Source organism: Pararobbsia alpina (assembly GCF_965118125.1).
Lineage (GTDB): Bacteria > Pseudomonadota > Gammaproteobacteria > Burkholderiales > Burkholderiaceae > Pararobbsia > Pararobbsia alpina_A.
On the sequence record NZ_OZ221288.1, the window covers coordinates 2,775,448 to 2,787,943 of the forward strand.

A 12,496-nucleotide genomic window follows, 5' to 3' on the forward strand; every position below is an offset into this window, starting at 1 on the left:
ATACTGTTCCTGTCGATGGACTACGTCAAATTCATATATAAAATGGATTGATGAATATAGTGAATTTAATCCGTACCTATTATTTTTTGTGAGCAGGCGAATAGGGATGCCACGTCAGGTGTTTTGTCAGCGATATGTGCCTGTCGCGCGCACGCACGGGTGCGGTCTGAGTGGCCGGGTTCGAGAGTGCCGGGCAGCGGACGACGCAGCGGTCCTGGAAGCAAGCCGCGTTGCCAGGTTTGCCGAGAACTGTTCGCTCGGGCGCAGCGGGCGCGTGACACGCGCCGTAGCCAGTCATCGACATCGTTGTTAACAATTGAACGCGTCAACAGGATCAGGGAGCCGCAAATGAAGGTCTCAAAGCACGTCGTGACGTCATGCATCGTGGCCGCATCGGCCGTCGCAGGCCTCGGCAGCGCCTACGCCGATTCGGGCGCAGACCCGACCGACGTTCCGCAGGAACTCGTGGTGCCAGCCCATCAGACGCTTGCGTTTCAGGCGCTGGGCGTCGGCGTCCAGAACTATCGTTGCGCGGCGTCAACCACGGATCCACAGCAGTACGGCTGGGTCTTCATGTCACCGGAAGCGACGCTCTTTGCAGAAGACCGTCATCGCATCGGTATTCACTACGGCGGACCGACGTGGGAAGCCAAGGATGGCAGCAAGATCGTCGGCACGGTGAAGGCGCATGTCGACAGTCCGTCGAAGGGCGCAATTCCGTGGTTGCTGCTCGAAGCAAAGCCGATCGTGAATCAGGGGGTATTCGGACAAGTGCGCTATGTGCAGCGCCTGCATACGTCGGGTGGGGTGGTGCCGTCGATGCCGTGCAACGCATCGTCTGCGGGCCGGATTGCGCGTGTGCCGTATTCGGCCGACTACTATTTCTATGAACCGCAGACGCGTGCCGGCGCGGTGCCGGCAACGCGTCGTACTGAAGGTTAGTGGCCGGGGCGGCGAACCGTCAGCTTGTTGTCGACCGACGAGACGCCGTTGACGCCTTGAGTGACATCACCCGCGATCTGGATCTGCGCATTTTCCGGCACAAAGCCCGTCAGGCGAATCGCGCCGTCGCGTGCGCGCACGTAGATGTTGCTGGCGTCGATTTGCTTGTTCTTCGTGAGCGCGCGCTTGACTGCACGGCCGAGTGCGCGATTGGCTGCCTTGCTCGATGTCGCAGGAGCGGCTGCAGCCGGCGCTGCGTCGCTCGCTTGCGCGTAGACGCTGGCCGATCCGATGCTCAAAGCGACGGCACTGCTTGCAATGACAAGAAGCTGGGTGAATTTCATTTCGACTCCTCAATAGACAGCGATATAAAGCGCAGACCACCCGCCCGCTGACCCTGTGTGCAACCGGCATGACCCAGGTGACTTCGCATCGTCGCGATCGCGCGGATATCCCCAACATCCGCGGTTTCGTGCAAGGGCATTCTAGACTGGTCTTTGTGAATGTTCATGGCGGCGCCATATATCCTTCTTTTCGAAGGGTCTCGATGTCGTTCATGCGAGATCGCATGCGGCGAAAGCGCGCCATAGCCCGTATTTTCAGGGCTCACCGATATGTGTCCGGGCCGGATGCGAAGGGATTGCACGCGGTGGCGCGGTTGGTGGCATCATCGCCGCAACGTCATGATCCAGATCAAGCCAACGCGCCTTTCAACACGATGTTTCTCGCCGTGCATGGCAACGCAACACCCAGAGCTGCACGCAGCGCCATTCGCAGTGTCCTCCTCGACTCTGCACGCACGGTCATTATTTCCTCAACGTGACACAGACCTTCCATGAATACTCAATCGAAGTGGATCGACATTCAGGCCGCCGACGGTACGTTCGGCGCTTATCTTGCGTTGCCGCGTCATGGCGAACGCTCGGGCCCGGGCATCGTGCTGATTCAGGAAATCTTCGGCGTCAATGACCATATCCGTGCGGTGGCCGATCAATACGCGGCCGATGGCTATGTGGTGCTGGCGCCCGATTTGTTCTGGCGCAGCGAGCCGCGCGTGAACCTGACGTACGACGGCGATGACCGCAAGCGCGCGATGGAACTGATGCAGGCGTGCGACCCGGCACTTGCGGTCAACGATATTGTCGCGACGGCCAAGGTCTTGCGTGGCATGACGCAAGAAGGGAGCTGGCTCGCGACCATCGGCTATTGCCTTGGTGGTCGCCTGGCCTACAAAACGGCCGCGACGGGCGCTGTCGACAAAGCGGTGGCGTACTACGGCGGCGGCATTCACAACGACCTCGACACGGCCGACAAGATCACGGTGCCCATCCAGTTTCATTTCGGCGCACTCGACGCGCATATTCCGCAATCCGCGGTTGATGCGATCAAGGCCAAGTTCGCCGGTCGCGCCAATAGCGAGTTTCATGTGTATGAAGGCGCCGACCACGGCTTCAATTGTTCGCACCGCGCTTCGTACAACCGTCATGCCGCCGCGCTGGCGCATGGGCATACGCTCGCGTTTCTCGAACGCGAGTAAACGCACCATCGTTTTGCGCCATCTTGCCGCGCCATCGTTTGCGCGAGTCAGGATGGCGTAAGGACAAACAAGTACGCGCGACTCTGTATAAGCCGGTGCGCTATGCCGGCGATTACATTTCGCGTCAAAGTGCCTTGTTTGAAGGCCTATACGAAGGTCGAGTCTATAGCGCTTGCGCCGAAGCACTTGACACGCTGTTGCACGAAATACGCGGAATTGCAGTGCGACACAGCGTCGCGTCGGGAGTCGGCGACACGGGATTGTCCTGATTTGACCCACCCATTTGGGTTTGCTATAAAGTTTGCCGGCCGATCACCTTCTGACGGAAAAGTGTATGCGGGCCGCATTCATTGCGGTGCATCGCGGACTCGTCAGGGCGTCACCCCCGTGACATCGATCGCGCCAGTCACCCTGTTATGGAAACAAGAGATGGAAACCGGTACTGTCAAGTGGTTCAACGACGCGAAGGGCTACGGCTTCATTACGCCTGATGGCGGTGGTGAAGACCTGTTCGCCCACTTTTCTGAAGTCCGTGTCGACGGCTTCAAGTCGTTGCAGGAAAACCAGAAGGTCACCTTCGAAACGAAGGCGGGCCCCAAGGGTAAGCAAGCCGCTAACATCAAGCCGGCCTGAACCCGCGGTCCTCTGACCAGAATGCGCAAAACCCCGGCCTCGGCCGGGGTTTTGTTTTTCGGGGTGTGCGTTTTGCCGGAAGGCGCCTATACTGTATAAACATACAGTATTTGTCCGGTGCCGTTCGGCGCCGGGCCGGACTCTGGCTGGGCACATCATGATCGATAGCGAATACCTTGACCGCGCGTTCGACCGCGCTGCGGACGACGTCCGCCGTGTCGTGCGCGATATTGCCGGGCGCTATGCGCGGCGCGGTTTGCCGCTCACGTGGCGGCTGCTTCATCTGATCGAAGAAGAGGCACTGTCGGATCTCGGTCTGGCGAGCCGGCATGGCGCGGAGTTGCTCGCGCTGTTTTCGCGGCCGCCTGAAGCTGACTATCCGCAGTCCGATGCGCCCGTGCGCCTCGATGACGCGACGACCACGCCGCTGATTTTCTGGTTTGCGCTCGAGGCGTATGGTGTCACCGGGCGCAACACGGCAGCCTGGAGCCAGGCACGCATCGACGGCGCGCGATCGGTTCCGGTCCCTTCGACTCACTATGTTCGACCTTTTTGACGACATCGCGAAACCCGATATCGACTGGTATCCGGCCTGGCTGACGCCCGAGAGGGCGACTGCGCTGCAGGCGCTGCTCGTGGATGAAGTGGCATGGAAGCAGGATTCAATGCGCACGCCTGGCGGAATGATGCCGTTTCCGCGTCTGACCGCGTGGCAGGGCGAGCCGGATGCCGTCTATGTGTATTCGGGCATCCGGAACGAGCCGGAGTCCTGGACGAAGGCCGTAGGCGAACTCAAGGCGGCGGCCGAAGCGACGTGCGGCGTGCGTTTCAACAGCGTGCTGCTCAATCGCTATCGCACCGGTGCCGACAGCATGGGCTGGCATTCGGACAAGGAGCCGGAGCTGGGCCGCGAGCCGGTGATCGCATCGGTTAGCCTCGGCGTGGCGCGCACGTTCCAGCTTCAGCACGTCAAGACGCGCGTGGTGCATACGCTCGAACTCACGCATGGCAGCCTGCTCGTGATGCGTGGACGCACGCAGCTCGACTGGCGGCATCGCGTGCCCAAGGCACCGAAGATCGAAGGCGAGCGGATCAACCTGACGTTCCGCGTGATCACGCCACGGTCATAGCAGCGATCGACGTGGATGAGGGCGGCGCCCTACGGCCCACGCTTGCAGCCCGACACTTGCGGGCGCTTGCTTGCGGCCGAAGTGCCAGAGGCATTTGACGTCGCTCATGCCTCGACCTATTCGCGTGGCCATTGGGTGCGAGCCGTCCGGTCATGCGTTTTTGGATCCGCTTGTTTTGCGGCTACCATGCTCGTTTGACCGAGCCGACCCACTGTCCGATGTTTCGTTTGCCTCGCGCCCTGCAAGACTTGTTGTCCTCGTTTCGAAGCAGGCGTCGCTTGCAGCGCGCCGCGCTACATGCAGGCGATGCGATGACGCGCCATCGTCCTGTCTGGATGACGACGTTCGCCTTGGCCGATACCAGCCTGTCGGAAGGGTTGCGCGCAGCCTGTGCAGCAACCAGCATGCTGGTGATCGGCGACGTGCTGCATCGGCCCGATTTCGCGTGGGCGGCGATCGGCGCGTTCTGGACGTGTCTCGCCGATGCGGCCGGATCGAACCGCATGCGCTTTGCATCGATGGCCGGCTTCGCCGTGCTGTCGACGATCTGGGGCGCACTGGCCGCGCTCTCATCGGGCCTCGGTGTCGCGACCGCCGCGCTGGCGGTATTTGTTTTCGCGGCCGGTGGCGCGATCGGACGGGTGTGGGGCCCCGCGGTCGCCCAAGTGACGATCCTGTCCGCGACCGCCTGCGTCGTGATGGTCGACAAGCCTGCGCATCACTTCGAAGACGCCGCACGCCTGGGCGCCATCTATTTGCTGGGGTGCGTCTGCGCGACGGCGCTGAGTCTGCTGTTCTGGCGGATCCATCCTTTTGAACCGAGCCGTAAAGCGATCGAGCGGGCGTTTCAGCGGCTTGCCGATATGTGTCGCGATTGCGCACGATTGCTCGAGCGCGAGCATGCGGACTTCGGCGACTGGACCCATCATCTCGCGCACTATCGCAGCGAGGTACGTGCTGCACTCGAAGAGGCCCGCGCTGCGATCGAGCGGGTGGGGCCGACGCGTTCCGACCTGCGCGATATCCATGCCAACTTGTTGATCGCATTGGCCGATGCCGAACATGTGTTTGCGTTTCTGATCGGCGTGAGCGACGCCTGCGAACGTCAGCATGCGACGCTACGTGCGAGAGCGCGCGTGGTGCGCACGCTGATCTCGCTCGAAGCGGTCTTGCTCGCGAGCGGCAAGGAAGCCGCATCGGCGTCGCAGATGCGGCCTGCGAGCCAGCACGATCGCTTCGTTCGGCTGGCGGTGCTGCTCGAGCGCGAACTCGGCGAGCCGTTTGGCGCCGTCGGCGCATTGCCGCCTGTCGAACTCGAGAGCGCGATCACAGAACGCAAGCCGTTTGTCGAAGCCATCAAGGAGTCGCTCGCGCGAGCGCACACGGCCTGGCGCGCCAACCTCACATGGAATTCCATGAGTCTGCGTCACGCGGCGCGCGTCGGTGTCGCGACGACCCTCGGTTTTCTTGTCGTGCGTGCGCTGCATCTGTCATCCGGCTATTGGGCGACGATGGCGATTCTCCTGATTCTCCAACCGTCCATCGCAACGACCTGGCCGCGGAGTCTCGAGCGTGCGGCGGGCAGCGTGATCGGCGGCTTGATTGCCGCGGTGATCGGTTTGTTGATTCACTCGCCCGTCGTCGTATCGATCGCAGTGTTTCCGTTGGTCGTCGCAACGATGGCGCTGAGGCCGGTCAGCTACAGTCTGTTCGTCATGTTTCTGACGCCGGCGTTTGTGCTCGTCGCCGGCTTTGCGACGCCGGGCTCTCATGAACTGGTGTACGCCGTCGAGCGATTGACGAACAACGTGCTGGGATGCGTGATCGCCTTTGCGGCGACCTTTTTGTTGTGGCCAACGCGCGAGCCCGATGATTTCCGCGAGCGATTCGCGTCGGCGCTTGGCGCGAACCTTGAGTATCTCGCTCAGGCGTTAAGCGAGGGTGCGCGCGATGCTGCCGAAATGGAGCCGCTGCGGCGCGCAGCCGGACTCGCGAGCAATCAGGCAGAGGCGTCGCTGCAACGTGCGCGGCTGGAGACGCTCAATCATTCGGGCGCGCATTGGATCGCGCTCACTGCGCTGGCGCTATGCCGGCGTGCGGCGGGCACGGCTGCGCGGGCGCGACTGCGGGCGGCTCAAGGTCAAACGGAATCAGATGTGTCGGCGTGGATTGCCGCAAGCCGCGAGGTGCTGGTCGATGCGATCGAAGGCGGTCGGCGGCCGCAAGCACTGCCCGTTCTGACGGCGTCGTCGCCGTCGTCCGTGGCGTCGGATGCGGTTCACCAGGTCGAGTTACTGGCCGCCGTCGTCGAGCAATACGCGAGCGGCGCTCGCGATGAGCGTGACAGTCTTGCGGTGAATTGAGCCGACGGTCAGCGGTCCACGTCGATAATACGGGCCGCAACCGAGGGAAGGTCGGGTCCCACGACGTCGGATTGCGGTCCGACCGGCAGCACCGCGTTGCCCGTGCGCGTAACCAATGCCGATACACATCCCGCGGCTTGCGCACCGAGCGTGTCCCACGGGTGTGCCGCGATCAGCCGGATCTGGCTCATCTCGATGCCGAGCCCTTGCGCGACGAGTCCATAGGTCTGCGGTGCAGGCTTGAATCGCCGGACCTCATCGACAGAAAACTGTTTCTCGAACCAGTGCGACAGCCCGGCGTTATCGAGCGGACTGCGTCCTGCGCTGGGCGCGGAGTTCGTGAGCGTCGCGAGCCGAAAACCTGCATCAGTGAGTGAGGCGAGGGCGGGTTCGACGTCTTCGTGAGCAGGCAGGTGACGCAGCGTATCGACGAGTTCTTCGCGATCTTGCGCGTGCACCGGGACGGCGTGAATCGAAGAGAGCATCGTCAGCACACCCGATCCGATCTCGGCGAATGTCATGTATTGACCGCTGAGCGTGATGGTCTGCGAGTAGAGCACCAGCTCGGCGAACCATTGCCGCATCACGCCGGCGTGGCCGAATACGCGCGTAAACAACGGTTCGAGCACCGTGATGTCGAGCAGCGTTTCGTTGACGTCGAAGACCAGTACGCGTGCGCGCTTTTCGGCTGAAGGCATGTCTCGCTCCGTCGAATCCCGTTTGAGTTGTGACTTCATGTTACACGCGTTGCCCGGTGGCGGCCGCACGGGCATTGGACATCGATCGTGCATGCGGCGCCTTGCGTCGTAGTGACCCGGACACTCGCAGAACCCTCTCTGATCTGCGTGCAGGGCCGCTTTAGAGGGCTTCTTCGAAACCTTTCGGCACCGTAATGTGGCGTTACGTTTCTCTCAATAAGGTTTCACCTGTGTGTGCGTGAGGCGAATACAGTGAACTCAACGCAATCGACTTACCAGGTCCAACGGAGGCCGAACATGAAGAAGCTGATTATTGCTGGTGTGATGGGTGCAGCGGCCCTTGTGGCATCGAGTGCCGCGATGGCACACGTCGATGTGTCGCTGGGTATCGGCGTGCCGGTCTACACGCCGGCGCCCCCGGTGGTCTATGCGCCGGCGCCGGCGCCGGCTTATGGTCCTGCATATGGCCCGGCTGTCGCGGTGGACTATCGCGGCGGGTACTACCACGACGACGGATGGCGTCGCGAGCAATGGCGTCGTCACGAATGGCATGAAGACCACGGTTGGCATGGTGACCGCGGCTGGCACGGTGATCGTGGCTGGCACGGCGACCATCGTTAATGAGCCTTAGCCGGGGCAGGATGTTGGACAGGATGTGATTCGATGTCGACCCGGTGTCATTCAGGCTCGTTCAAGTGTTGATCGAGTTTCCACTCCGGATCGTTGTTTGACCCGGATTGACCGAGGGTCGATGTTGACCGAATGTTCCGAGTGTTCCGAGTGTTCCGAGTGTTCCGAGTGTTGAGTGTGCAGTGAGTGTGTGGTGCGCACGTGTTGGTGCGCATGGTGTTAAAAGGGCCGCTCTGAGCGGCCCTCTTTTTTTGCGCAATGCGCCAGGTAGCCCTGGTTCTGCGCGTGCCGCGAATTACCGGCTTGCTTCGAACAGGAACCACGCACGACGTTCAGCTTCGTCGATCCAGTTTTCGATCAGGCTGGCCGATGCGACATCGCCGAATTCATCGCATACGTCGTGTGCTTCGCGAAGGTGCGTGACGAGCTGGCGATTGTCGTCGCCGAGTTCGGCGAGCATGTCTTGCGGCGTCACGAAATCGGCGTCGTTGTCGAGCACGCGTTGCAGCTTGCCGATCTGGCCGATCGAGCGCAGCGTATTGCCGCCGATCTTGCGCACACGTTCCGCGAGCGGATCGGTCGTCTCGAAGATCTGATCGCCTTGCTCGTCGAGCAGCAGGTGATAGTCGCGGAAATGCGGACCCGACATGTGCCAGTGAAAGTTTTTCGTCTTCAGATAGAGCGCAAAGTAATCCGCAAGCAGCAGGTTCAGCGCGGCCGTCAGGTCCTTGGTCGCTTCGGGCTTGAGGTCGGTCGGCGTGTGCAGGGCGGCGGCGCGGTGTTCGGCGGCGGCAGACTTGTTCATCGGGGAAGCTCCTCTGGGCAGTAAGTGAATCGCAGGCGGCGGCACGCAGCGCTGGGGGTTGCCACGCACCGTCAAGGGCGTTGAAGCCCGAATTCACGGCCAGTCTAGCGCGGAACAGCAAAATCGTGCCATTCGACCGCGGCATGAACACGCTGTGCTCTCGTGTTCGCACCGCGATTGTGCGCTTCGTCTGTGTCGATTGTTCACGTAACGCAACTAGTCTTTCAGCGCTGGCGCAATTTATCGCCAGCGTGACCGTTGTCACAATACCTGTCATTTCGTTTGAGCAAGGAGCGCAGGTGACGACGGGTATCCACCGGATCCGTATCGATGTCTGGGTCGACTATGTCTGCCCGTATTCGTGGATTCATATCGCCACGCTGGACGCTTTCAAGGCGGTCTACGGCGCTGGTGTCGACATTCGCTGGCACCCGTTCGAGATGCGTCCCGAGCCGTTTGCGCTCGTCGAGCCGGATTCGCCGGCGCGTCACGAGACGTGGGCCAAGCGGATTTACCCGCTGGCGTTCGAGCGAGGCGTGTCGATTCGTATGCCGTCGTTCACCACGCGAAGCCGTCTTGCGTTCGAGGTCGCGAGCTGGGCGGCCGATCGCGGACGCTTCGACGAAGTCCATCGCGCGCTGTTTTCGGCGCTGTTCGAGCGCGGGGAAGATATCGGTGATGTCGAAACGCTGGTCCGTATCGCGACGACGCAGCCCGACGAGGCCGACGACTTGCGCCATATGCTCGATATCGGCTGGCACGCGATTCGGGTCGAGCGGCACAAGGCGCTTGCCGCGCGGCTGGGCGTCGATGGCATTCCGTTCACCGTGTTGTCCCGCCCGGATGGAGGGGCGGATGAAGCCGAGCGGAACCGGAAGGGTGAGCTGGCAGATGAGGCGGATGATCGGGCGAATGAGGCGCGTGGGGCGAATGGGGCGAATGGGGCGGACGATCAGGTGAATGGGGCGGACAAAGGCGAGATGCGCCCGGTCGTACTGCGGGGCGTCGCACCGCTCGGACACTTTCACGAAGCGGTCCACACGTTGTTTCCCGAAGGTTATGCGGTGATGTCTGCCGGCAGGGGGCCCGCTTCCCGTGATGAAGGCGATGCCGCCGAGGTCGCTGATACCGCTGAGGCAGCGACGGGCGACGGCACGCCGGGCAGCGCAACGGACGTCGACGCATGCGACAAGGCAGATCATTCATGAAATTCGACGAACATCTCGAGGCGGAACTCGGCCGTGTGTTTTCGTCGATCCAGATCGACGAAGACCGGCTTTACACGCTGGCGGGTCAAGGGCAGCAGGTGCAGACTCGCGCCCCATTCTTCAGCGTGCGCACCCTGGACACCGAATATTTTGTCGTGCTCCACGGCGCGGACGTACCGCCGCCGGCCCAAACGACTGGGCCTTCGCAAGGCGGGCTTTCATCATGGCAGCTGCGCCGCGCCAAACAGATCATGGCGGTCCATCGTCGCCCGGCGTTATCCATTGCCGAAGTCGCCCAGGCGTGTGGCGTGACCGAAAGCCATTTTGTGCGCGAATTCAAGCGCAGCACGGGCATCACGCCGCATCGCTGGGCCATGACTCAGCGTGTCGCGACGGCCAGATCCTTGTTGCTGCACACGCGCTTGTCTCTTGAACGCATAGCGGCCGGAAGCGGCTTTTTCGATCCGAGCCATCTCACGCGATGGTTCAAGCGTCTCACCGGCGAAAGCCCGCGCGCCTGGCAAAGGGCGCATATGGGCACGCCAAATGCCTGTTCAGGTTCGACGCCGATTCCCGAAAACCCAGCTCGTCTTAAGGCGGCTTGAGCGTCGTATTTGCACACGTGCGCCACTGCACGAGAATTGGCCCACTTGTATGATGAACAGGTTTCGATTCGACCGCGCTCATCGACGCTACCCGGTATGGCCCGACACAGTCTCCGCGACGACATATTTGCTTCGGCAATGAAGCTGTTTCTCAAGCACGGCTTCAACTACTCCAGTGTCCAGGACATTACGTCGGACGCTGGCGTGCCCAAAGGCTCCTTCTACAACCATTTCGAAAGCAAGGAAGCATTGGGCGCCGAAGTGGTGGCGGCCTATTGGCCCGAGATCAGCGCCTGCGCGACGATACTCGCGGACCCCAAGGTCGCGCCGTTAAGGCGGATCAAGCGCTATTTCGAGGCGGTGAACAACTACTTCGCCGAGCGCGAGTTTGCCGAGGGCTGCATGATCGGCAACTTCAGCGCAGAGTTGTCGGATCAGAGCGAGCTGATACGCGAGCGCCTCGCCGAAGTGTATGCGTCGTGGACGCAGGCGATCGAAGTGGCCATCAAGGCCGGCCAGACTGACGGCTCGATTCCAAAGCAGATTCGCGCCGCCGATCTCGCCAAGTTCCTGCTCTGTGCCTGGGAAGGCGCGCTGCTTCGGGCACGCGTCGAGCGTCAGCGCGAGCCGCTCGACATCTTCGCCAAGGTCATGCTCAAGAAGATCCTCTGCTAGCCGTTGCCGTTTGCGGTGGAATCCGGATGCGGCGGGGCTATCATGCTTGGGCATTGGGCATTGGCCATCGGGCATCGAGCATCGAGCATCGAGCATCGAGCATCGAGCTTTGAGCTTTGAGCTTTGAGCTTTGAGGTGACCCGCGCCGGACGTTGATGTTCCGATATCTGTTACCGGGCGGAATACCGATTGCGGCACCTCACCTTCGCCGGCAACAAGACCGGCATGACACTGAACTCACTACCGCTTAAGCACGGAGCGCCGCATGGATCGCCTTCAGGCAATGCAGGTTTTTACGCGCGTTGTCGATACCAATAGTTTTTCGAAGGCGGCGGATACGCTCGATTTGCCGCGCCCGACGGTCTCGACGATTATCCAGGGCCTGGAATCGCACCTCGGCGTACGGTTGCTGCAGCGCACGACGCGACGCCTGAACCTGACGCCCGACGGGGCGGCCTATTACGAGCGCTGCGTGCGCATCCTCGCCGATATCGAAGAAGCCGAGAGTGCGTTTACGCAGACATCGACCGGGCCGCGCGGCAAGTTGCGCGTCGATGTGCCTGGCGCGCTAGGCCGCATGATCGTATTGCCGCATATCCACGAGTTTCACCAGCGATTTCCGAATATCGAAGTCATGATTGGCGTTGGCGACCGTGCGGTCGATCTCGTGCAGGACGGCGTCGATTGCGCGATCCGGATCGGCGCACTGAGCGATTCGAGCCTCGTGGCGCGACGCCTTGGGCTGTATCAACGGCTGACGGTCGCGAGCCCGTCGTATCTCGAGCGTTGTGGCAGGCCCGAGACAATCGAAGACTTGCGGCAGCATCTCGCCGTCAATTACTTCTTCAGCCGGACCGGGCGTGCGATGGATTTCGCCTTCTGGATCGACGGGCAAGCCGTCGAGGTCAAGATGCGCAGCGTGCTGGCCGTGAACGACGCCGAGGCTTATACGTCGGCCATCGTCAACGGCAACGGCCTGGGGCAATCCGGGCACTTCATGTCGTGGGAGCACTTGCAGGCGGGGCGTCTGGTCGAGCTGTTTCCGCAGTACCGCCACCGGCCCGTGCCGATCTCAGCCGTCTATCCGCATAGCCGGCACCTGTCGCCGACCGTGCGGGTGTTTGTCGACTGGATGGCCGAAGTGTTCGAGCGCAGCGCGCTGATCAACTACGGCCTGAGCGATGCGCCGTTTCAGGCAGACCGCGACGGCCGCGACGACGACCCGGACAGCGTCGTTGTGCGGCACGACGCGTTGTGAGGCGCGGCGTCG

Annotated in this window: 15 protein-coding genes; 12 read left to right on the forward strand and 3 right to left on the reverse strand. The window is 61.9% G+C overall.

Annotated features, from left to right (window positions below; translation table 11 throughout):
- Positions 1–348: 348 nt before the first annotated feature.
- Positions 349–942: a DUF3455 domain-containing protein gene (locus ACMFWR_RS30345; protein WP_413196082.1), complete on the forward strand. Its 594-nt coding sequence runs from the start codon at positions 349–351 to the stop codon at positions 940–942.
- Here the strand turns inward: ACMFWR_RS30345 and ACMFWR_RS30350 are convergent.
- On the reverse strand, positions 939–1,286 hold the full coding sequence (locus tag ACMFWR_RS30350; RefSeq protein ID WP_413196083.1) for a BON domain-containing protein: 348 nt from the start codon (positions 1,284–1,286) through the stop codon (positions 939–941). The two genes, ACMFWR_RS30345 and ACMFWR_RS30350, sit on opposite strands and share 4 nt — an antisense overlap.
- A 68-nt stretch (positions 1,287–1,354) precedes the next feature.
- On the opposite strand from ACMFWR_RS30350, the gene ACMFWR_RS30355 reads away from it, so the two are divergent.
- From ACMFWR_RS30355 to ACMFWR_RS30380, 6 genes are all read left to right on the forward strand, one after another.
- The gene (locus ACMFWR_RS30355; protein ID WP_413196084.1) at positions 1,355–1,765 is read left to right on the forward strand and encodes a hypothetical protein; all 411 of its coding nucleotides are present in this window, start codon (positions 1,355–1,357) and stop codon (positions 1,763–1,765) included.
- Between the two features lie 12 nt (positions 1,766–1,777).
- The gene (locus ACMFWR_RS30360) at positions 1,778–2,479 is read left to right on the forward strand and encodes a dienelactone hydrolase family protein (protein WP_413196085.1); all 702 of its coding nucleotides are present in this window, start codon (positions 1,778–1,780) and stop codon (positions 2,477–2,479) included.
- A gap of 429 nt (positions 2,480–2,908) precedes the next feature.
- Positions 2,909–3,112, forward strand: a complete 204-nt coding sequence (locus ACMFWR_RS30365) for a cold-shock protein (protein WP_413196086.1) — start codon at positions 2,909–2,911, stop codon at positions 3,110–3,112.
- Between the two features lie 157 nt (positions 3,113–3,269).
- Positions 3,270–3,668, forward strand: a complete 399-nt coding sequence (locus ACMFWR_RS30370) for a DUF2471 family protein (protein ID WP_413196087.1) — start codon at positions 3,270–3,272, stop codon at positions 3,666–3,668.
- A complete protein-coding gene (locus tag ACMFWR_RS30375) occupies positions 3,652–4,242 on the forward strand; it encodes an alpha-ketoglutarate-dependent dioxygenase AlkB family protein (protein WP_413196088.1) in 591 nt (196 codons plus the stop codon). The genes ACMFWR_RS30370 and ACMFWR_RS30375 overlap by 17 nt, the downstream gene beginning before the upstream one ends.
- A 311-nt stretch (positions 4,243–4,553) precedes the next feature.
- The gene (locus ACMFWR_RS30380; RefSeq protein ID WP_413196089.1) at positions 4,554–6,605 is read left to right on the forward strand and encodes an FUSC family protein; all 2,052 of its coding nucleotides are present in this window, start codon (positions 4,554–4,556) and stop codon (positions 6,603–6,605) included.
- A gap of 8 nt (positions 6,606–6,613) precedes the next feature.
- Here ACMFWR_RS30380 and ACMFWR_RS30385 read toward each other — a convergent pair whose 3' ends face one another.
- Positions 6,614–7,303 (reverse strand): haloacid dehalogenase type II, encoded by a 690-nt coding sequence (locus ACMFWR_RS30385; protein WP_413196090.1) that lies wholly within the window; start codon positions 7,301–7,303, stop codon positions 6,614–6,616.
- A gap of 297 nt (positions 7,304–7,600) precedes the next feature.
- Here ACMFWR_RS30385 and ACMFWR_RS30390 point away from each other — a divergent pair, with 297 nt between their 5' ends.
- Positions 7,601–7,924: a hypothetical protein gene (locus ACMFWR_RS30390; protein WP_413196091.1), complete on the forward strand. Its 324-nt coding sequence runs from the start codon at positions 7,601–7,603 to the stop codon at positions 7,922–7,924.
- 304 nt (positions 7,925–8,228) lie between these two features.
- Here the strand turns inward: ACMFWR_RS30390 and ACMFWR_RS30395 are convergent, their stop codons facing one another.
- Positions 8,229–8,738, reverse strand: a complete 510-nt coding sequence (locus ACMFWR_RS30395) for a Dps family protein (RefSeq protein WP_413196092.1) — start codon at positions 8,736–8,738, stop codon at positions 8,229–8,231.
- A gap of 299 nt (positions 8,739–9,037) precedes the next feature.
- Between ACMFWR_RS30395 and ACMFWR_RS30400 the strand changes: the two genes are divergently transcribed.
- From ACMFWR_RS30400 to ACMFWR_RS30415, 4 genes are all read left to right on the forward strand, one after another.
- Positions 9,038–9,946, forward strand: coding sequence for a DsbA family protein (locus tag ACMFWR_RS30400; RefSeq protein ID WP_413196093.1), 909 nt, complete (start codon positions 9,038–9,040; stop codon positions 9,944–9,946).
- The gene (locus tag ACMFWR_RS30405; RefSeq protein WP_413196094.1) at positions 9,943–10,551 is read left to right on the forward strand and encodes a helix-turn-helix domain-containing protein; all 609 of its coding nucleotides are present in this window, start codon (positions 9,943–9,945) and stop codon (positions 10,549–10,551) included. The genes ACMFWR_RS30400 and ACMFWR_RS30405 overlap by 4 nt, the downstream gene beginning before the upstream one ends.
- Positions 10,552–10,647: 96 nt before the next feature.
- On the forward strand, positions 10,648–11,226 hold the full coding sequence (locus ACMFWR_RS30410) for a TetR family transcriptional regulator C-terminal domain-containing protein (RefSeq protein WP_413196095.1): 579 nt from the start codon (positions 10,648–10,650) through the stop codon (positions 11,224–11,226).
- A 265-nt stretch (positions 11,227–11,491) separates the two neighbouring features.
- Complete coding sequence (locus ACMFWR_RS30415; protein WP_413196096.1) at positions 11,492–12,484, forward strand: LysR family transcriptional regulator; 993 nt, start codon at positions 11,492–11,494, stop codon at positions 12,482–12,484.
- The last annotated feature ends 12 nt before the right edge of the window (positions 12,485–12,496 follow it).